Below are 18,583 nucleotides of genomic sequence, written 5' to 3'. Positions count from 1 at the left end.
TACCGGTCCGTAGTCCGCCGAAAGGCGGCTGATTGTCCCGTCTTGGCACACTCAATACCCGCTGAAGATTGTCGCCATCGCATACCGCCGGGTACAGTCGCGGCACTGCTCTGGCAGCCCCTGTCTCCGAGGCGAAAGAGAAGTTGGTGGTGAACGACCGTCCCCCGTCGGGAGTCTCGGCTCCGACCGGCACCGCTTCCGACTCCTCCTACGCCGCCTATGACGCGGGCTACGAGCAGTCATATGGGCAGGGTGTCCAGTACGGCTACGTCACCGGCACCGACTACCCCGTCGAGGACCCGCTCTTCGGCGCACTGCCCGGCCAGCAGGGCCAGACGGCCAGCATGGCCACGGCCGCGTACGACACGGGCGCTTACGACTCCGGCGGTTACGACACCAGCGGTTACGACACCAGCGGCTATGACGCTGGCGGCTATGACACCAGCGCGATGTGGTCGGGCGATGGATACCAGACCGGCGCGCATATCCCCGCACAGGGCGACTATGGCTGGGTGGCCGACTCCACGGGCCAGTGGCACACCACGTCATACGGCACGGGCACGGGCACTGGCACTGGCACGTACGCCACCGTCGGCTATGACTCAGGCGGTATGGGCAATACGGGCGGTTACGACACCACCACCTGGGACTCCGGCGCCTACGCCACCCTCCCGGAACATCCGGAACAGCCAGCACCCGAAGCAGAGCCAGGCTCCGAGCACCCCCATGAATCCGAACTCCGCCCCGAGCCCGGGCCGGAGGGGGAGCCGGAGCCGATCGCCGAGTCACCGGCCGGCCCGCCGCCGGACGTCACTCCCCCGGCTGCCCCGGCTGCCAATGGACGCGGCCGGCGCCGCGCCGCGAAGCCGAAGCGGTCCGCCCTGCTGACCGTAGCCGTGCCATCCGTCGCCGTCATGGGTGTGGCCGGCATCGCCGCCGCCTCCGTGGGCGGGGTCGGCGGAGACGGCGACGACACACCCGCCCAGGCATCCCCGGACCCCACGCAGGTCAAGCCGTCCGTGGCCAACAGCAAGCTGGACACCCAGCTCGCCGGGCTCTCCGCCGAAGCGGGTGACTTCGGCCGCCGCGCCAGCCGTGTCCAGGAGCGCATCGACCTCAAGGAACGGCAGGAGGCGGAACGCAAACGCAAAGAGGCCGAGGCCGCCCGTAAAGAGGCCATGCGCCCCAAGTTCGCCCTGCCGGTGGCACAGCAGGGGCTCAGCGCCTACTACGGCCAGGCCGGGCTCAACTGGATGTCGGTGCACACCGGCATCGACTTCCCGGTCAGCTATGGCACCCCGGTGATGGCCGCCACGGATGGCACCGTGACCACCAAGTGGGACCTGTCCTACGGCAACATGGCGATAGTGACCGCCCCCGACGGGACCGAGACGTGGTACTGCCATCTCAGCAGCACCAAGATCCGGTCAGGCCACGTCAAGGCCGGGGACACCATCGCGTACTCCGGCAACTCCGGTAACTCCACCGGGCCGCACCTTCACTTCGAGGTACGGCCGGGCGGTGGCTCCGCCATCGATCCGCTGGCCTGGTTCCGCGCCAAGGGCCTCGACCCGACGTAAGCGCGCCCCCGCTACAGCAGCCGCTACAGCTTCTCCACCGGGGCGTACCGCAACAGCAGCCGCTTCGGCTTGGTGTCCCCGAAGTCGACCGTCGCCTCGGCGTTGTCCCCGCTGCCCTTCACCCCGACGACGGTCCCCAGCCCGAAGCTGTCATGCGTCACCCGGTCCCCCACCGCCAGCGCTACGACCTGCCGGTCCTTCGCCCTACGGGTCGCGAAGCCGGACGCGCCCCGGCGCGCGGTCGACGACAGCGAGGCAGCGACTCCCGGGATTCCGGCAGTCGGCACCATCCCGGCGCCCCCGCCCACGACGCCACCCGTGCGCTTCCACTCCAGATACTCCGGCGGAATCTCCTCCAGGAAGCGCGACGCCGGGTTGTACGAGGGCTGCCCCCACGCGCTGCGCATCGTCGACCGGCTGACATACAGTCGCTCGCGCGCCCGGGTGATACCGACATACGCCAGCCGCCGCTCCTCCTCCAGCTCCTTGGTCTGGCCCAGCGCCCGCATATGCGGAAAGACGCCGTCCTCCATACCGGTCAGAAAGACGACCGGGAACTCCAGGCCCTTGGCCGTGTGCAGCGTCATCAGGGTGATGACACCGGCATCGTCCCCCTCGCCCTCGTCCGGGATCTGATCCGAGTCCGCGACCAGCGCCACCTGCTCCAGAAACTCCGCGAGCGTCCCGGGATTGTCCTCGCCGCGCTCCTGCTCGAACTCAAGTGCCACCGCGGCGAGTTCCTGCAGGTTCTCCACCCGGGTCTCATCCTGCGGATCGGTCGAGGCCTGCAGTTCGGCCAGATAGCCCGTACGCTCCAGCACCGCCTCCAGCACGGTCGCGGGCCCGGCGCCGGACTCGACGACGGTCCGCAGCTCCTCCATCAGCGTATTGAAACGCTTGACGGCGTTCACCGAACGGGCCGCCATCCCATACGCCTCATCAACCCGCCGCAGCGCCTGCGGGAAGGTGGTCTTCTCCCGCAGTGCCAGCGCCTCGATCATCGCCTCCGCTCGGTCGCCGATCCCACGCTTGGGCACATTGAGAATGCGCCGCAGCGGCACCGCGTCCTCGGGGTTGGCGAGCACCCGCAGATACGCCAGTACGTCCCGGACCTCCTTGCGCTCATAGAAGCGCACACCGCCCACGACCTTGTACGGCAGCCCGACCCGGATGAAAACCTCTTCAAAGACACGGGACTGCGCGTTGGTCCGGTAAAAGACCGCGACATCCCCGGATTTCGCCTCGCCCGCGTCCGTCAGCCGGTCGATCTCGTCCGCGACAAACTGTGCCTCGTCATGCTCCGTATCGGCCACATAGCCGGTGATACGGGCCCCGGAACCGGCCTGCGTCCACAGATTCTTCGGCCGCCGGTTCTCATTGCGCTCAATGACGGCGTTGGCCGCACTCAGAATGGTCTGGGTCGAGCGGTAATTCTGCTCCAGCAGAATGGTCGTGGCGTCCGGGTAATCCTCCTCGAACTGGAGGATGTTACGGATGGTGGCGCCCCGGAAGGCATAGATACTCTGGTCCGCGTCCCCCACCACACACAGCTCAGCGCGCTCCTCCCCCGCCCCGACCAACTCCCTGACCAGGCTGTACTGCGCATGGTTGGTGTCCTGATACTCATCCACGAGCACATGCTGGAAACGCCTGCGGTAGTGCTCGGCGACATCCGGGAACGCCTGCAGCAGATGCACGGTCGTCATGATGATGTCGTCGAAGTCCAGCGCGTTGGCCTCGCGCAGCCGCGCCTGGTACATCGTGTAAGCCTCGGCGAGGCTCTTCTCGAAGCCTCCCCCAGACTCCGTCTGGGAGGTGCCCCCAGCCGCCCGCGCTGAGAAGTCCTCCTCATCCACCAGCTCGTTCTTCAGATTCGAGACTTTTGCACTGAAGGCCTTCGGCGGGAAACGCTTCGGGTCGAGATCGAGATCCCGGCACACCAGCGCCATCAGCCGCTTGGAATCGGCGGCATCGTAAATCGAGAACGATGACGTAAAGCCGAGCTTCTTGCTCTCCCGCCGCAGAATGCGCACACACGCGCTGTGGAAGGTCGACACCCACATCGACTGAGCACGCGGGCCGACCAGCTCCGCCACCCGCTCCTTCATCTCACCCGCGGCCTTGTTGGTGAAGGTGATGGCGAGGACCTGCCCCGGATGCACCCGCCGGGTGCCCAGCAGATACGCGATGCGATGGGTCAGCACCCGGGTCTTACCGGATCCGGCGCCCGCGACGATCAGCAGCGGCGAACCGCTGTGCACCACCGCGGCCCGCTGCTGCTCATTCAGCCCCTCCAGCAGGGCAGCCGGATCGATCACCGGGCGCGGTGCGCCATCGCGGTAGTACGCGTCCCGGTACGCGTCCCGGCCGCCGTCACCGGCGAAGGTGCCCGCGAAGAGGTCGTCCGGGATCTCGTCCTCGGGCACGGCCGAAACGGCCTCGGCCTCGGCCTCGGGCGGAGGCGGCGGGTCCTCGGCCTTCGGAGGATCAAGATCTGCCAGGAAGCTGTCGTCGAAGAGGCTGCTCATCGTTACCCGAGTCTAGGCGGCCCTACCGACTTCCATCACGGCTCCTAAACTTATCGGTATGACCGACTCCTCCCGAGCGCCCGCACCCCGCCCCCGCCGGAACCCGGAGCTGCGGGCGTCGCATGCGGACCGGGAGGCAGTGGCCGAGCGGCTGCGCGAGGCGGCGGGAGACGGCCGTATCGACCTCGAAGAGCTGGAGGAACGGCTGGAGCGGGCCTTCGCCGCCAAGACCTATGGCGAGCTGGAGCCGCTCACCGCGGACCTGCCCGAGCGGGCCGACGTGATCGATCCCCGTACCGAGGAACCGCTGGTCCTGAAGTCGGGTGCGGGCGACATCGCACAGAACGGCTACTGGGTGGTGCCCCGGCGGATCAGTGCGATCTGCCGGATGGGCAACATCAAGATCGACTTTTCGCAGGCCGAGTGCCACCAGCGTGAGGTGACCCTGGAGATCAACTCGGGGATGGGCGATGTGACCATCGTCGTCCCGCACGGCTGGGCGGTCCGTCCCCACGGTCTACGGCTGACCATCGGCGAGGTCCGCAACAAGGCCACCGACCCGCCGCACCCCGGCGCCCCCACCCTGGAGATCACCGGCCGCGCCGGGATGGGCGACGTAAAGATCCGCTACCCCAACCGCTGGGAGACGCGCAAGCGGGGCTGACCTCTTTCGCCCTGCCGGTCCGTTGTGGGTCGGGGGCGGGCTGAATCCTTTTTCGGCCGCCCTCGCAGTGTTCGGCCCGGGGGGCCTCACACGCTTCGGCCGTCTGCGCCGGACTCCGTCCGGCGGTGGGGGGTCGGGGGCGGTCCGGGGTGGAACGTTCCGGACCCATGATTTACGGGCCGACACGCGGCGGCGTTGAGTGGGCCGGTGAGGTCTGTGTCGGGCCACAAATGACGGGCAAGCGTCCGGAACAACCCACCCCTCCCCACCCCCTCACGCAGACACAGTCCGCGCCTGGCCGCGTGCGGCCTGGAAGGCAGCCCGTACCAGGGCCGGACCGGGCTGCGCCTCGGGAACGGGTTCCGGGTCCGGTGGCACTACCCCGGCGCAGCGTGCGCAGATCCCCGACTCCTGCCCCCGTGGGAGCGGATCACGGCATTCCCCGCACTCGGCGGGCGGGGGTGCCGGGGGCGTGGGCTTCGCTGGCAGCTTGGCCCGCAAGCGGTAGGCGGCAATCGCTCCGGGGGCGTGTACGCGCCGGGGCAACCCGACCGTCAGCGCATCCCGGATCTCGGCCTCCCCAGCACCGCGTGCGAACCACTCCTCAGCCAGCGGGGCCAGCCGTACGGCCTCGGCGGCCCCCAGCCGCAACCGGGGCTCAACTGCTCCAATGCTGGCCAACACGCGAGCGGCCCGCCCCAGTTCAGGACCGACCTCGGGAGGGTGGGGAGTGTTCTCCCGGGTGTTTACACCCTTGGGTGAGTCGCCGACAGCCCGATCCACTGGCTTACCGGCAGGCAGGATCCTGCCACCCGGCTGCCCTGCGAAAGCGGCGGCGATCTCCTCGTCACTCGTCAGCGCCACATTGGAGACCAGCACCCGGGTCTCCCACCGCCCGGTCTCCGGACACTGCCACTGCCGCGTATGAACGAAGCCCTCATCCACCAGCTGCTGACGGGCCTTACGGATCGCGATCCGCCCCTCCGGCATCTGCTCCCCGATACTCGTGAACGTCTCCCGCGACCCCTCCGGCAACGACAGCGCCCACTGCAACATCCGCACAGCCGTACCGTTCAGCCTCGGATGACGGATGATCTCATTCGGAACTTGAGTAAAGAAGCGCGCAGGCGCGATAACATGCCGAAGCATCCCAGGGTCTCCTCTAGTCGACCTTGGCGGTGAAGGCCCTCTTCGGTGTTGCTAGCGCCGTTGAGGGCCGCTTCACTGCATACGAAGCGTGCTGACCCGCTCACTCTAACCACATCAACGGCATCCCGCGCGACTCAGTCAAAACCGGTCAACTCCCGTACGACAGCGGCCAGCACGGCAATATTCATGACCGTGCCGAGCCTCGTCCGACCGGCTCTACGCACGTGGTAGCGGTGATCCGGTTGCTATGAGGGTGCCGCTCATCAAGACCCTGCCAATGGGGGGTGCGGTCGGCGGTCACACCAGGGGCACGCCGTCTCGGAGATACAGGGGGCGCCCGCTGTCGAGAGCGCGCATAGCGGCATCGAAGCGGCGGCCGATGCGGTGCCGGAGCCGATTGCGGGCCTCGTTCTGGGTGACGAACGCGATCTCGGACAGCTCGGCGTCTTGGGGCCGCAGTTCTGCGGCTTGGGCACTGGTGACCATGCCACCGTCGAAGATGAATGCGATCTGGTCGTCCCATGGCCCGTGCGGGGCTACCCAGTCCACCACCAACAGCCCCCGCAATGTGACCTCTAGTGCGAGTTCTTCGCCCAGCTCCCGGGCCACCGTCCTCTCCGGGGGCTCGTTCTCCTCCGCCATACCACCAGGCAGGTCCCATCCGGGCTTATATGTCGGGTTCACCAGCAGTACGCGCCCGGCTGGGTCGCGGAGCAGCACATCGGCGGCTACGCGTTTGCGGGCCTGGGCGGCGTTGCCTTCGGCGAGGTAGGCGTTCCAGGCTTCCGGATCAGCGGGCGTGGGGGTGTGAGTGGTGGGCCTCATGCGGGGATGCCTCCTGACGGGATGATGTCGGCCAGGAGCAGCATCCTGGCTCGGCGTGCGTCGTCGAAGCGCACCAGGTACTCACGCACCGGCCCGTAGGTCTTATGGGGTTCCAGCACCCGGCGGAGCTCGTCGAGCTGGTGGACAACGCGGATGGAGCCCAGGGTGGGGCTTGTGCTGAGCAGGTCGTGACCGATACCCACGGCGGCGTCGAGGTCGCCACGGCGTAGGTGGATGTCCACCAGGGTGATCCGACCCAGGGCCAGGGATCGGGCACGGTCCGCCTGCCGGAGGGTCACCGCTCGCTCCGCGTGCGTCAGTGCCTCCTCGAACCGTTCAAGGTCGCGCATCGCCAGTGCCGACTCGCTCGCGAGTGCTGCGGCGTCGAAAGGACTGAGCCACGGGTGCGTGGCGTTCAGCGAAGCGTCGAGGCCCTGTTGGGCCTGGTCCAAGGCGCGAGCGGCTGGCACATGCTGGGATCCTGCTGCCAGGGCGCCGGCCTGCATCGCGTGCAGCCGCGCGGCCAAGGCCGAATCCGCGGGCCCTCTGCGGCGAGGTCGAGCCCCGTCCATGCCCAACGTGCTGCCCTGGCAGCGTCTCCGGCCTGGAGAGCGAGGTGACTGCTGCTGGCGGCGATGTGCGCGCCCAGCGGTAGGTCACCGGAGATGCGCGCGAGAGGGAGCGCGCGGGCGAAGTGCCGCGCGGCGCGTTCATCGTGGCCGGAGTCATGGGCCATCCACCCCGCCATCTCCGTCAACGCTGCCGCTGCCGCGAACACCTGCGGACTGCTGCCTGCGTCCACCAGACGGGGGGCCACCTGATCGCCGAGGTGCCGCACGACCGCGCCGTAGAGGCGGCCTCCGCCGGTCTCGCGGTCGGCGGCGCGGAAGTGACCCATGGCCGCGAGGTCGTCACCATCCGGCGGCGGATGGTCTGCGTGCTGGTGCTGCGGCTCCGCGCTGGCGGTCGGTTCCCAGGACCGGCGAGCCAGGCCAAGCATGTGCCCCGGGATGTGGAAGGCATCCGCGATCTGCTCGAACATCGCGAGCTTTTCCACGCGGGTCCGGCCGTTCATGTAGTCGTAGAGCCGCCCTTGGGTGATGTCCACGGCTGCGGCCAACCGGCGCGTGCTCACACCCCGGCCGTTCAGCATTCGGAACAGGGCGCCCATGTCGCGCTGGGCACATGCGTGACGCAGACGGTTGTCATTGAGTAAGGCAGCAATGACAGTGCGCGGATCTTGGGACTTAGTGGTCATAGCCCTCCCCCGAGCGGTGTCCGTTGTCGATGCTACGGCCAATGCCTAACTATGACTCCAAGTTGAGGTCACCTCTTGGAGTCCTCCGGAGCTACCCGTGGCGGTCGAATGGCTACGCCGCCCAGAACCCCGATCCCCAACCGGGCCACCTGGCGGCGTCAGGGCCTCGTCTGCGCGTTTCCGCCGAAGCGGGCGAATGAGGCGCCGCCCCCGACCACGAGGCTCACGATGACAAGGACCAGCACCATCCAAGAGAAGGACCCCACTACACCGGCTGTGCTCTACATCTGCGCCCGCCGCCGCGCCTGGGACTCCGGCATCCCGGAGGCCAAGGCCCGCGAAGAAGGGCAGGCCTTCGCCGAAAAACATCGGCTTCGACTGGTACGTGAAGTGACCGACTTCTTCGGCGAATCAGTCCCGAGGAGGCGGCCAGGATGGCGAGAAGTCGTGGAGCTGGCCACCGAGGGACTGGCGGAGGTGGTCATCGTCCGCTGGCCGCACGCGATCAGCCCGGATCACGAGTACCGGTACAAAGCGATCACGGAGCTAAGAGAAAGCGGCGGGACGGTGGCCTAGGGGCTCCTCTGGCCGCGTTGGGAGGTGAGGGCCGGTGAGCGGCCGTCACCGCGCCCCACTGCTGACGGCCTGCTGACCGGGCTGACTCTTATCGCGGCAAACGCTCTCGGGGTTGGCGCGGTCGCCTTAGGAGCACGGCTCCCAGGTCCGCGCGTGCCACTGCGGCCAACGTGTCACCCCCGGCCCCCGGTGGGCGTGCGGGTGAGCCCCAATCTCCTCGCAGGCCCGTCGGCCAGCCCACCGCCATCGGGGCATGGAACGGGGCACCAGTCCCCGTCGCAGACGTCCCGGCTGACAGGCGCCCTGCCGGGGCCGAGCTCGTTCACGCAATGCTGAGCCCCGGCAGGGATCCGCAAGCGAACGAAGGAGGAAGCGCATGTTCACCCATTCCAACCGGCTCCCGACCGGGACGCCGCTACCGTCCGGAGCCTCCAGCCCCGCCCCGACAGCTCCGCCTCCAGCGCCTTCTAAGCTCTGACCCCATGACGACCACGCATACCTACGACGTCACGGTCGAGTGGACGGGCAACCTCGGATCAGGCACGGACAGCTACCGGTCCTTCAGCCGAGATCATGAGGTATTGGCGGACGGCAAGGCCGGGATCGCCGCCTCGTCAGATCCCGCGTTCCGCGGCGATCCCGCGCGCTGGAACCCCGAGGAGTTGCTCGTAGCCTCCGTGGCTCAGTGCCACATGCTCTGGTACCTCCACCTCTGCGCTGTCGGCGGGGTCACCGTCACCGACTACGAGGACCACGCCCATGGAGTCATGACCATGGACGAGAGCGGCGGAGGAGGCCAGATCACCGGGGTTGTCCTGCGCCCCGAGGTGACAGTCGCCGACGCGTCGATGGTGGAGAAGGCCCGCTCGCTGCACAGCGACGTACCCGCAGTGTGCTTCATCGCCCGCTCGGTGAACTTCCCCATCACCCACACACCCGTAATCCGGGTCCAGGAGAACTGAACGGAGTTCCGGCAGGACCCAGCTCATAGGAGCAAGCCGACCAGCGTCCCTCCGTGAGTTTTCACCGGGCCGCATTAGGGCACCCTGAATGCCCCGCAGTGTCGCAACGGAACACACCCGCGGCCTGCGCGGGCCTCGCCCCGGCAAGCCGCAGCTCGGGCTCCTCGGTCTGCGGCGAACAGCCATCCCGCCAAAGAAACAAGCAGCTTAAACGGGCGTTCTTCCTGTCCGCGTTCGCGGGCCCTGACCGACCCGGTCTCCAGGGCCTACTACAACAAGAAGATCAGCCAGGGCAAGCGCCCCACCCAAGCCTCCCCTGCCTCGTGAGATGCCGAGCCGACATGCTCTTCGCGATACTCCGCGACGGCACGTTCTACGACCCAGAGCCCGCCCCCACGGGTTGACCCTACCCATTGGGGCATACCCCGAACCAACGAGCCCAAATCCCCTGGCTGGAGGGACTGACGAGGCGTCATTAACTCCGCATTAACCCGAAGAGGTGGTTTAGATTTCCCGTAGGGATTAACCCGAACGGAGCCATGTCACTCTCTCGAGGTGTGTGCGACCACCCAACTTCGACGCAGTCCGTAAATACGACCGGAGAGGACTTTTTCTCGCCTTACCGCGCCGAAGCATGGCAGAAATACGCACCTTCCATCACCACATGGAGACGCTGATGACTGACATGGCCGAGGCACGGCAGCCCGCCGGTTCACCGGACGCGGGTACCCGAAGCAAACCCCTCGCACGTCGTACCGTACTGACAACGGCGGCGATGACCGCTGCGAGCGCCGCACTTCTTGGCAATGCGCCCATCAGCTCGACACGGGCACCCGAGTATTTCGATATCTCGAAGGCGGAGGTGCTCGCGAAAAGCCACCGGCTGCACCTCTCTCTCGATCCCACCCGCAAGCCGCGGGCCGTGCGGATTCCTCTCGGCACGTCGCGGGACGAGACGATCGACATCAGCGTTTCCAGCACCACCGGCCGCACCGGAATCATCACCGACCCCCGTGACTCCGCCCAGCAGGGGAAGGTCTCTCTCCGCGTCGCCAAGGATGAGCCCGGCGCCGTGTGGGTCGTTCCCCGCCAGGTCGGTCCGCCGCTGACGCCGGGGGACCGGCTCACAGTGACAACGCCTCATGGGATCACCACGATGGATGTCTGGATCGAGCCCGTGGCGGGCCAATGGCGTCCGGCCGGCCGCAACGGGTCCGCTCTCGACCTCGAAATCGTCGCCGTCCATGCCGCCCTCATGCGCAAGGACAACGGCATGGAGGTGGTGATGTGGTCGCCGCCACGGAAGCGCAATCCGGACGGGACTCCGATGAAGCACCCGACGCGACCGGGGCAGTGGGTGTGGGACATCTACAACCTGGAGGAACTCGAATCGCGGGTGCTCGACATCGCGCATCTTCGGACGCATGACCGTCCGATGCAGCCCCACAAAATGCAGATCTTCTGTGCTGGAAGCGCCCATCTTCCGAATGGAAAGCTGCTCGTCGTAGGCGGTCATATCTCCAACAAGGTTGGGGGAAAGCCGGACCAGCATGTAGCGAAGCACATGCACATTTACGACCCCAACGCTTCGTCGGGCTGGCGGCAGCTCAAAGAAGATACCGCCGCACCGGCCCGGTGGTATCCCGGGGTGACCGCGCTGCCGGACGGCATGATGCTCATCACCGGCGGGAGTCGGGACATCCCGGTGCTCGACAAGAAGCAGGATGATTCCCCGACCGGCTACTGGAACAGCATCAATAACAATTACGACATCTTCCATCCGGGAAAGGAGGAGGTGGTGAAGAGGGGTGAGCGGCTAATCGACACCAAGATGCTGCCCCGGGAAGTCGACAGGCTGGCCACTTACCCGGCGGTGTTCGTGCTGCCGACAGCGGACACCAGCGGCACGGTCATCGCCCTCGCGGAAACCAACCGGGCCTGGCTGTATACCTATGACCCCAGCGAGGAGCAGCCGCTGCTTCTGGCACCCAGGTTGTATCCGATGCACACCCACGGCTCACGCAGTTACCCAACGTACGGCTCGATGGTCCTGCTCCCCCTCGAACCGGGCAATTCCCTTATGCGGGTCCTCGCCGTGGGCGGCCAGCATGAAGAGCACGAGGACCACCGCGACTTCTCGGACCGGCAGCCCTCCACCGCCACAGCGGAGATCCTTTACGTCGACACGGCCAAGAGCCTGACAGCGCAGCCAGGCTGGCAGAAGGCGCAGTCGATGCACCAGGCCCGGGTGCTGCCCGACGCCACCTTGCTCGCTGATGGGAAGGTCCTGGTCAGCGGCGGTGCGGGGATCGGCTGGGGCAACCAGAACCACGACCCGGTCCTCCAGGCCGAACTCTTCGACCCCGACGGGGAGACATTCACCGCCGCCGCGACCGCCGCTACCGACCGGCGTTACCACGCGACAGCTCTGCTTCAGCCTGATGGCACCGTCCTGAAGGCGGGCAGCACCGGTGGCTACGACACCTTCAAGGGCCATGACTGGATGTCCGTACACACGGACGCCGAACGGTACTACCCGCCTTATCTCTGGCGCGGACCTCGGCCCTGCACCCCCGACATCCCGGGACCCGCGACGCCAACTCTCCACTACGGCAAGAAGTTCACCTTCATCACCGAGGGGCTCGGTCTGGACGAGAATGCCCGGGTCGCGCTGATCCGCCTGGGCTCTACCACCCACGGCAGCAACATGGACCAGCGCTATGTATGGCTGGCGGTGGCGAAGCGTGAGCGGATTGAGGCCCGCTGGAGCATTGTCGCGACACCACCGGCCAATCCAGCGGCCGCGCCGCCGGGCGACTATTTGCTGGTGGTAGTGGACAGCTCCGGGGTGCCGTCACCGGGGAAGACGGTACGCGTACAGGCGGCCTGACCCGCTTATGCGTTCTGGGCCCCGCTACTTCCCGCTGGGAGTAGCGGGGCTTAGTCCCAGCGGTAGGTCGGGGAGTGGAATGATTTCGGGCGTATCGAACATCGGCCTTCCCAAGAGCCCCACAGACTTACTACGGTGCTCGGTCAAGGCGGCCCGCCCCCCGTCGGCGAAAGTGCCGGCACGGGCAGCCTCCGCCGAGTCCGGCCTGCGCCGGAGCCGGGGACCCAACTTACGTACCACCGGGGTGAATCGGGCCATACGCACCGCATACGGCGGCATACGACCCGTAGGGCAGCCTTCCCGCCCGAACCCGACAGCTAACCCGGTAGGCGGTCCACGGAAGGAGTCGCCGGTCTTGGCGTCGCATCGCAAGCCGCGCACCGGAACGCTGCAGTCCGCCACCGCCCGCCGTAGTGCCGTCGGTGCCACCGCGGCGGCCCTGGCATCCGTCACCCTGCTCTCGCAGAGCGCGAACGCCGCGCCCGAGGATGGGAAGCCCACGCTTGAGGAGACCCAGAAGAAGGTCGACGAGCTGTATCGGCAGGCGGGTGCCGCCACCCAGAAGTACAACGCGGCCAAGGAGAAAACCGACACACAGCGCAAGCGGGTCGACCGGATGCTGGACGATGTCGCCAAGCGCACCGACCAGCTCAATGACGCCCGCCGCACACTCGGCAGCTATGCCGCCGCGCAGTACCGCACCGGCGGGATATCCGAGACCGCGACCCTGCTGCTCTCCAGCGATCCACAGGGCTTCTTCCGCCAGACGCATGTGATGGACCGGCTGTCGGCCAGGCAGAAGGCGGCCGTTGGCGAGTACCAGAAACAGCACCGCGCCGCTGGGGAGAAGCGGGCCGAAGCGGCCGCGAGCCTGGCTGAGCTCACCGAGGCACAGCAGACGCTCGCCAAGGACAAGCGGGCCGTACAGGCGAAGCTCACTCAGGCGCGGCAGTTGCTGTCCGAGCTGACCGCCGAGGAGAAGGCACGGCTGGCGGCGATCGAGAAGAAGAAGCAGGAGGAGGCCCAACGCAAGGCGGCCGAGGCGGAGCGGCAGCGCAAGGCCGAGGCGAAGGCTGAAGCTGAGGCGAAGGCGGAGGCTGAGCGGAAGCGGCGCGAGGAGGCGGCGAAGGAGACCGAGGAGCCGTCGGCCCCGCCGAGTGATCAGCAGCCCACCGACTCATACGCGGCCAAGGCCGAGAAGGTCATCAGCTTCGCCAAGGGGGAGCTGGGCAAGCCGTATGTCTGGGGCGCCACCGGCCCCAACTCCTACGACTGCTCCGGCTTCACCCAGGCCGCCTGGCGGGCCGCCGGTGTCGAGCTGCCGCGGGTCACCTATGACCAGGTGAACGTTGGCACCAAGGTGGCCAAGTCCGAGATGAAACCAGGCGACTTGATCTTCTTCTACGACGACATCAGCCATGTCGGCATCTATGTCGGCGGCGGGCAGATGATCCACGCGTCCAAGCCGGGCGACGATGTGAAGTACGAGTCGATCGACTACATGCCCTTCCACAGCGCGGTGCGGCCCGCTTAGGACAGTCAATCGCCGGACGGGTCGCGTGGGGCCCGTCCGGCGAACCGCTCAGGTCCAGACCGTGGCGATGAAGATGTTCGCGGTCGTCAGCAGGCCGACGCTGCCCATGACGGCCGCCGGCACCTTCTCCTCGTCGCGTTTGACATAGACGAGCCCGAGGATCACCACCAGCAGCGCGAGCTTGATCGCGATTTTGAGGTTGTTCACCTCATGGCCGGCGGCCTGGTTCAGGCCGACCAGGATCAGGCCGGTGGCGAGCATGGTGAAGGCACCGTGCAGCATTCCCGGAGTTATCCGGGCCTGACCCGTGCCCATCACCTTCATCTGTGCGAAGAATCCGCCCAGCAGCGCGGCGATACCGATGATGTGCAGGGCGACGAAGATGTTGATGAGTACGTCCATAGGGCCGGAGCGTATCCGGGGCTCTAGCACACCCCTGTGGTCAGGTATGCCTCATTCAGCACTTCGGTCACGGATATACGGAACGCGGCGTGCTGTCTCTCCGGGTGAGGGACCTTCCACGCTCCGTACGATCGAAAGTGACCAGTGCCGGTCAACGGCCCCCCGGCTGGCGGTGTCCAGCTCTAGCCTCCCGGTGCATGGCAGCGCACCGAAAGCCAAAGCCCCCCAGAGCCAAGTCCCGCTCCACGACTTGGGCGACGTTTGTCTTCGCAGGCGCCGCCACCGCGACCGCCACTGTCTACGGCGGCGGGGCACACGCCGACCCGTCGCCGACACTGTCCCAGGTCAAGACGGAGGTCGACAAACTGCACCATGAGGCCGAGGAGGCGACTGAGCGGTACAACGGCGCCACCGAGCGGGCCGAGAAGGCCGAGCGGCGGCTCGAGGCACTCCGCGACCAGGCGTCCCGCAGGACCGCCGAGATGAATGCCGTACGCAACGCGCTCGGCTCCTACGCCACGGCGCAGTACCGGCAGGGCGCCATCGACCCCAGCGTCCAGCTCGCGCTCTCCGCCGCACCCGAGCGGTTCCTGCGGCGCGCAGCGACCGCCGACCGGGCGGGAGCCCGGCAGTCCAGCGCCCTGGGCAGACTCCGCAGCCAGCTCCGCGGTACGGAGCAGCTGCGTACGGAGGCCACCGCCGAGGCCAGGACCCTCGAGTCCGCTCAGCGCGCCGCCCATCGGCACAAGCGCACCATCCAGTCCAAGCTGAAGCGGGCCAGCAAGCTGCTGGCCGAGCTAACCCCCGCCCAGCGCGGCCGGGTGCTCGCCCAGGACGGCCATGGCCACGGGAACGCTCGCGCCGACCGCGGCGACCGGACCACCCGAAGGGCTGACCTCCCCAAGGTCACCGCGCCGACCAGTCAGCGTGCCGCTCAGGCCATCGCCTACGCGCGGTCCGCTCTCGGCAAGCCCTACGTCTGGGGCGCGACCGGCCCGAACGGCTATGACTGCTCCGGGCTGACCCAGGCCGCCTGGAAGTCCGCCGGCGTCTCGCTCCCCCGCACCACCTACACCCAGGTCAACGTCGGCCAGCGCATTCCCCGCAGCCAACTGGCCCCCGGCGACCTGGTGTTCTTCTACTCCGGGCTGAGCCATGTCGGCCTCTATACAGGAAATGGCCAGATGATCCACGCTCCGCGGCCCGGCGCCCCGGTCCGGGTGGCCTCGATCGACGAGATGCCCTTCAACACGGCCACCCGGCCTGGATGAACCGTTGGCTGATCAGCTCTGTTCACTTGTGACCTTTGGGGTTACCTTCCGGCCCGTAGACCCCGTAGACCCCCGTATGCCGCAGCAGGAACAGCAAGAGGAGAGGCCCCATGCAGCACCGCCCGCCTCTGACCCCGATACCCCCCGACCAACTGCACTTCGCCCTGCCGCCCGAACACACCTCCGTGGACGAGCAGCGGCGCTACCGCAAGGAGCGGCTGGCGGCGGCGCTGCGGATCTTCGGGCGGCTGGGCTTCGAGGAGGGGGTCGCGGGGCACATCACCGCGCGCGATCCGGAACACACCGACTGCTGCTGGGTAAACCCCTTCGGCGCGCCGCTGCGGCACATCACGGTCAGTGACCTCGTCCTGGTGAATCCGGACGGCCAGGTCGTCGAGGGCCACCACCATGTCAACCAGGCCGCGTTCGCCATTCACTCTCAGGTGCACCGGGCCCGCCCCGGCGTCATCGCCGTCGCGCACAGCCGCTCCCCGCACGGCCGGGCACTCTCCGTACTCGGCGAACCGCTCGATCCGATCACCCAGGAGGCATGTGCCTTCTACGAGGATCACGCCCTCCTCGACGCCTATACGGGCGTGGCCGTGGACCCGGACGAGGGGCGTCAGGTGGCTGCTGCGCTCGGCCCCCACAAGGCCGTCATCCTGCGTAATCGCGGTCTGCTGACGGTGGGCGACTCGGTTGACGCGGCGGCCTGGTGGTTCATCTCCATGGAGCGCGCCTGCGAGGTACAGCTCACCGCGAAGGCGGCGGGCAGACCCCTCCTGATCGACCGCAAAAACGCCACCGCGACCCGCGATCAGCTGGGTAACGATCTCGTCGCATGGATCAACTATCAACCTCTCTACGCACAAATCACCCGGGATGAGCCCGACCTGTTGAGCTGACCCGCCGCTTTGTAGGGCAGAATTCCCACGCATTGCTGGGAAGTTGCACGCGCCGAGAGGCGGGGAGAGGTGGCGGTGCCACGTGGCCGTGGAGACGGCACGGGAGAGCGCGAGAGATGTTGGCGGCAGCGCGCACCATACGTACTGCGCCTGCCCCGACTGTCCGCATGGTGCCCGCGAGGGGCACCGCCGGGCCATAGCCTCCTTCCGGCAACGGCGCGATGAGCTGGCGCGGGGCAGTGGTGTGCCCGCCGCGCTCGCGCACTCACCCAGCGCGTCCCGGCAGTGGGTCTCCGATGAGTTGACCGAGGCAGCCCGGGCGATCGCCGACCGCGCCCGGGAGGAGGGCCAGGCCCGGCTGACCCAGCTGTGGCAGCACACCACGCTCGCCGTCTGGATCGCGGCCGGTGTGCTGCTGATCGTGCAGGCGCTCACCGCCATCGGCACCGGCTGGTCCACCACTCGCTCCGCCGCGCTGCTCGCGGCTCTGGTCACCGCCACGCTGCTGACCCTCGCCGCACACCAGCACCGGTCGCGCGGCGGGGTGCTGGCCCCGGTCATCGGTGAGGACAACCGGCTCTCCACCTCCCGTACGGTCGCCGCCGCCTGGGTGCTGCTGGTGCTGTACGCGGTACTGACGCTGGCCGCCCAACTGGCCGCCGCCTCGGACGCGGCGCGGCGCCGGGAGCTGCTGGCGGGGCTGGCGCTGGAGCGCGGCGCCGGGCTGCTGACGGTACTCGCGCTGACCTGCGCGGTGGCCGTCTTCGTCCGTCGCACGGTGGCGGTACGGGTGCTGGGCCAGCGGTTGCAGAAGGTGCGCGCGGACCAGCCGCGCGCCGCCGATCTGCTCACCGATGACGCGGGCCGGGGCAGCTTCGCGGATGTGCAGTACGCGCTGGTGTGCGCGGTCACCGTGGTGTTCGCGGCGGTACGGCTGGCCCGGCAGCCGGATGCGCTGCCGGACCTGCCGTGGGGACTGACGCTGCTGGTGGCCGTCTCGGCGGTGACCTATCTGGCGGGGAAGTACGCGGAGGGCGGCCGTCCGGTGGTCCTCTCGGTCGTACGGGCCCGGGAGATCGGCGACTTGGACGCCCCCATCCGTACCGGCGACGACATCGAGATCCGGGGCGCCGGTTTCGTACCGCCGGGCGGCGGCCCGGCCGACCGGCTGGCCCGGATGGTGGTCCGCATCGGCACCGTGCATGTCCATGTGCCGCTGGTGCCGGTCATCGGCGGCTTCACCAATCCGACCGACTCGGTGCTGACCGTCCCGGTGCCGGTGGATGTGGAGCCGGGCCGGGTCGAGGTCCAGGTGATCACGGCTGCGGGAGTGGAGACAAACCGGTACGCGATCGACGTAGTGGACTGATTTCCGCACCGAACGCACCGCGTTCGCACACGTATTGCCCTGTGGGGGGAGTGACAGGAAAGAATCCCTTCCGGAAGCCGAACGCACTTGCGGAAGGGACGCGCCATGGTACCCACGGACCGTCTGGGTGGCCCACAACTTGATCCGGGCGGTCGTGGTGGAGGGGTCAGGGCCACCGCTGCCCGCTATGCGCTGCTGCCACTGCGCCTCTTCCTTGGTTTCACCTTCGTCTACGCCGGGCTCGACAAGCTCACCGACGCCGACTATCCCGCCTCCATGGCAGGCCTGTTGGAGTCCATTCCGGGCGCCGCCGCGCCCTGGCTGCTCGACCTCGCAATGACCAACCCGGAGCGCTTCGGCTACGCCATCGCCTTCGGTGAGATAGCCGTCGGGCTCGGCACACTCCTCGGGCTGTGGGCGCGGCTCGCGGCGTTCGGCGGTGCGCTGATCTCGCTCTCCTTCTGGCTCACCATCAGCTGGGATGTGGAGGCGTACTACTACAGCCAGGACCTGCCGTATCTGATGGCCTGGGTACCGCTGATCATGGCCGGGGCCCCGGTGTACTCGCTGGATGCGGTGATATCCCAACGCAAACGCCGCAAAGGCCAACAAATCTTCGGCTGACCGCACCACCCTGTGTTGTGGGCAGTCGTTCCGCAGGGCGGAACGG

16 protein-coding genes, 1 pseudogene and 1 riboswitch are annotated in these 18,583 nt (G+C 67.9%); of the genes and pseudogenes, 11 read left to right on the top strand and 6 right to left on the bottom strand.

Annotated features, from left to right (window positions below; translation table 11 throughout):
- Nucleotides 1–149 precede the first annotated feature (149 nt).
- Entirely contained in the window at nt 150–1,580 is a 1,431-nt protein-coding gene (locus tag test1122_RS16730) for a M23 family metallopeptidase (protein WP_232269968.1), read from the top strand.
- Between the two features lie 23 nt (nt 1,581–1,603).
- Here the strand turns inward: test1122_RS16730 and pcrA are convergent, their stop codons facing one another.
- On the bottom strand, nt 1,604–4,108 hold the full coding sequence (gene pcrA / locus test1122_RS16725) for a DNA helicase PcrA (protein WP_232269967.1): 2,505 nt from the start codon (nt 4,106–4,108) through the stop codon (nt 1,604–1,606).
- Nucleotides 4,109–4,166: 58 nt separating this feature from the next.
- Here pcrA and test1122_RS16720 point away from each other — a divergent pair, with 58 nt between their 5' ends.
- A complete protein-coding gene (locus test1122_RS16720) occupies nt 4,167–4,772 on the top strand; it encodes a DUF1707 SHOCT-like domain-containing protein (RefSeq protein ID WP_232269966.1) in 606 nt (201 codons plus the stop codon).
- A 273-nt stretch (nt 4,773–5,045) separates the two neighbouring features.
- On the opposite strand, the gene test1122_RS16715 is transcribed toward test1122_RS16720, so the two are convergent.
- From test1122_RS16715 to test1122_RS16700, 4 genes are all read right to left on the bottom strand, one after another.
- On the bottom strand, nt 5,046–5,828 hold the full coding sequence (locus test1122_RS16715; protein ID WP_232271938.1) for a hypothetical protein: 783 nt from the start codon (nt 5,826–5,828) through the stop codon (nt 5,046–5,048).
- A 390-nt stretch (nt 5,829–6,218) separates the two neighbouring features.
- Nucleotides 6,219–6,746: an NUDIX domain-containing protein gene (locus test1122_RS16710; RefSeq protein WP_232269965.1), complete on the bottom strand. Its 528-nt coding sequence runs from the start codon at nt 6,744–6,746 to the stop codon at nt 6,219–6,221.
- The gene (locus test1122_RS16705) at nt 6,743–7,198 is read right to left on the bottom strand and encodes an NsdA family TPR-like regulatory protein (protein ID WP_232269964.1); all 456 of its coding nucleotides are present in this window, start codon (nt 7,196–7,198) and stop codon (nt 6,743–6,745) included. The genes test1122_RS16710 and test1122_RS16705 overlap by 4 nt, the downstream gene beginning before the upstream one ends.
- Entirely contained in the window at nt 7,162–8,004 is an 843-nt protein-coding gene (locus tag test1122_RS16700) for a helix-turn-helix domain-containing protein (RefSeq protein ID WP_232269963.1), read from the bottom strand. The genes test1122_RS16705 and test1122_RS16700 overlap by 37 nt, the downstream gene beginning before the upstream one ends.
- Before the next feature lie 228 nt (nt 8,005–8,232).
- On the opposite strand from test1122_RS16700, the gene test1122_RS16695 reads away from it, so the two are divergent.
- The 5 genes and pseudogenes from test1122_RS16695 (at nt 8,233) to test1122_RS16675 (ending at nt 13,966) form a co-directional block, all read left to right on the top strand.
- Entirely contained in the window at nt 8,233–8,580 is a 348-nt protein-coding gene (locus tag test1122_RS16695) for a hypothetical protein (protein ID WP_232269962.1), read from the top strand.
- Nucleotides 8,581–9,062: 482 nt separating this feature from the next.
- Nucleotides 9,063–9,542 carry an OsmC family protein gene (locus tag test1122_RS16690; protein WP_232269961.1) on the top strand — a complete coding sequence of 160 codons (480 nt, stop codon included), beginning with the start codon at nt 9,063–9,065 and terminating at the stop codon, nt 9,540–9,542.
- Between the two features lie 119 nt (nt 9,543–9,661).
- A pseudogene (locus tag test1122_RS16685) lies at nt 9,662–9,946 on the top strand (transposase); the annotation flags it as partial.
- A gap of 230 nt (nt 9,947–10,176) precedes the next feature.
- Nucleotides 10,177–12,432, top strand: a complete 2,256-nt coding sequence (locus test1122_RS16680; protein WP_232269960.1) for a galactose oxidase-like domain-containing protein — start codon at nt 10,177–10,179, stop codon at nt 12,430–12,432.
- Between the two features lie 182 nt (nt 12,433–12,614).
- A riboswitch (cyclic di-AMP (ydaO/yuaA leader) is annotated at nt 12,615–12,779 on the top strand.
- Between the two features lie 8 nt (nt 12,780–12,787).
- The gene (locus test1122_RS16675; protein ID WP_232269959.1) at nt 12,788–13,966 is read left to right on the top strand and encodes a C40 family peptidase; all 1,179 of its coding nucleotides are present in this window, start codon (nt 12,788–12,790) and stop codon (nt 13,964–13,966) included.
- A 48-nt stretch (nt 13,967–14,014) separates the two neighbouring features.
- Here the strand turns inward: test1122_RS16675 and test1122_RS16670 are convergent, their stop codons facing one another.
- On the bottom strand, nt 14,015–14,368 hold the full coding sequence (locus tag test1122_RS16670; protein WP_232269958.1) for a hypothetical protein: 354 nt from the start codon (nt 14,366–14,368) through the stop codon (nt 14,015–14,017).
- Between the two features lie 197 nt (nt 14,369–14,565).
- Here test1122_RS16670 and test1122_RS16665 point away from each other — a divergent pair, with 197 nt between their 5' ends.
- The 4 genes from test1122_RS16665 to test1122_RS16650 all read left to right on the top strand — a co-directional run bounded on the left by test1122_RS16665 (nt 14,566) and on the right by test1122_RS16650 (nt 18,537).
- Nucleotides 14,566–15,639 (top strand): C40 family peptidase, encoded by a 1,074-nt coding sequence (locus test1122_RS16665; RefSeq protein WP_232269957.1) that lies wholly within the window; start codon nt 14,566–14,568, stop codon nt 15,637–15,639.
- 110 nt (nt 15,640–15,749) lie between these two features.
- Nucleotides 15,750–16,544 (top strand): class II aldolase/adducin family protein, encoded by a 795-nt coding sequence (locus test1122_RS16660; RefSeq protein WP_232269956.1) that lies wholly within the window; start codon nt 15,750–15,752, stop codon nt 16,542–16,544.
- Nucleotides 16,545–16,626: 82 nt separating this feature from the next.
- Nucleotides 16,627–17,913 carry a hypothetical protein gene (locus tag test1122_RS16655; protein ID WP_422396994.1) on the top strand — a complete coding sequence of 429 codons (1,287 nt, stop codon included), beginning with the start codon at nt 16,627–16,629 and terminating at the stop codon, nt 17,911–17,913.
- Nucleotides 17,914–18,018: 105 nt separating this feature from the next.
- Nucleotides 18,019–18,537: a DoxX family protein gene (locus test1122_RS16650; RefSeq protein WP_232269955.1), complete on the top strand. Its 519-nt coding sequence runs from the start codon at nt 18,019–18,021 to the stop codon at nt 18,535–18,537.
- Nucleotides 18,538–18,583 lie beyond the last annotated feature (46 nt).

It is taken from the genome of Streptomyces gobiensis (assembly GCF_021216675.1).
GTDB classification, from domain to species: Bacteria; Actinomycetota; Actinomycetes; order Streptomycetales; family Streptomycetaceae; genus Streptomyces; species Streptomyces gobiensis.
Note: the sequence above shows the minus strand (reverse complement) of the source record. Positions and strands in the feature narration are given on the sequence as shown.

Coding starts and splice junctions, on each gene's coding strand:
- test1122_RS16695 (WP_232269962.1), top strand. CDS start 8,233: ATGACAAGGACCAGCACCATCCAAGAGAAGGACCCCACTACACCGGCT.
- test1122_RS16700 (WP_232269963.1), bottom strand. CDS start 8,004: ATGACCACTAAGTCCCAAGATCCGCGCACTGTCATTGCTGCCTTACTC.
- test1122_RS16690 (WP_232269961.1), top strand. CDS start 9,063: ATGACGACCACGCATACCTACGACGTCACGGTCGAGTGGACGGGCAAC.
- test1122_RS16720 (WP_232269966.1), top strand. CDS start 4,167: ATGACCGACTCCTCCCGAGCGCCCGCACCCCGCCCCCGCCGGAACCCG.
- test1122_RS16665 (WP_232269957.1), top strand. CDS start 14,566: ATGGCAGCGCACCGAAAGCCAAAGCCCCCCAGAGCCAAGTCCCGCTCC.
- test1122_RS16670 (WP_232269958.1), bottom strand. CDS start 14,368: ATGGACGTACTCATCAACATCTTCGTCGCCCTGCACATCATCGGTATC.
- test1122_RS16680 (WP_232269960.1), top strand. CDS start 10,177: ATGGCAGAAATACGCACCTTCCATCACCACATGGAGACGCTGATGACT.
- test1122_RS16660 (WP_232269956.1), top strand. CDS start 15,750: ATGCAGCACCGCCCGCCTCTGACCCCGATACCCCCCGACCAACTGCAC.
- test1122_RS16710 (WP_232269965.1), bottom strand. CDS start 6,746: ATGAGGCCCACCACTCACACCCCCACGCCCGCTGATCCGGAAGCCTGG.
- pcrA (WP_232269967.1), bottom strand. CDS start 4,108: ATGAGCAGCCTCTTCGACGACAGCTTCCTGGCAGATCTTGATCCTCCG.
- test1122_RS16650 (WP_232269955.1), top strand. CDS start 18,019: ATGGTACCCACGGACCGTCTGGGTGGCCCACAACTTGATCCGGGCGGT.
- test1122_RS16715 (WP_232271938.1), bottom strand. CDS start 5,828: ATGTTGCAGTGGGCGCTGTCGTTGCCGGAGGGGTCGCGGGAGACGTTC.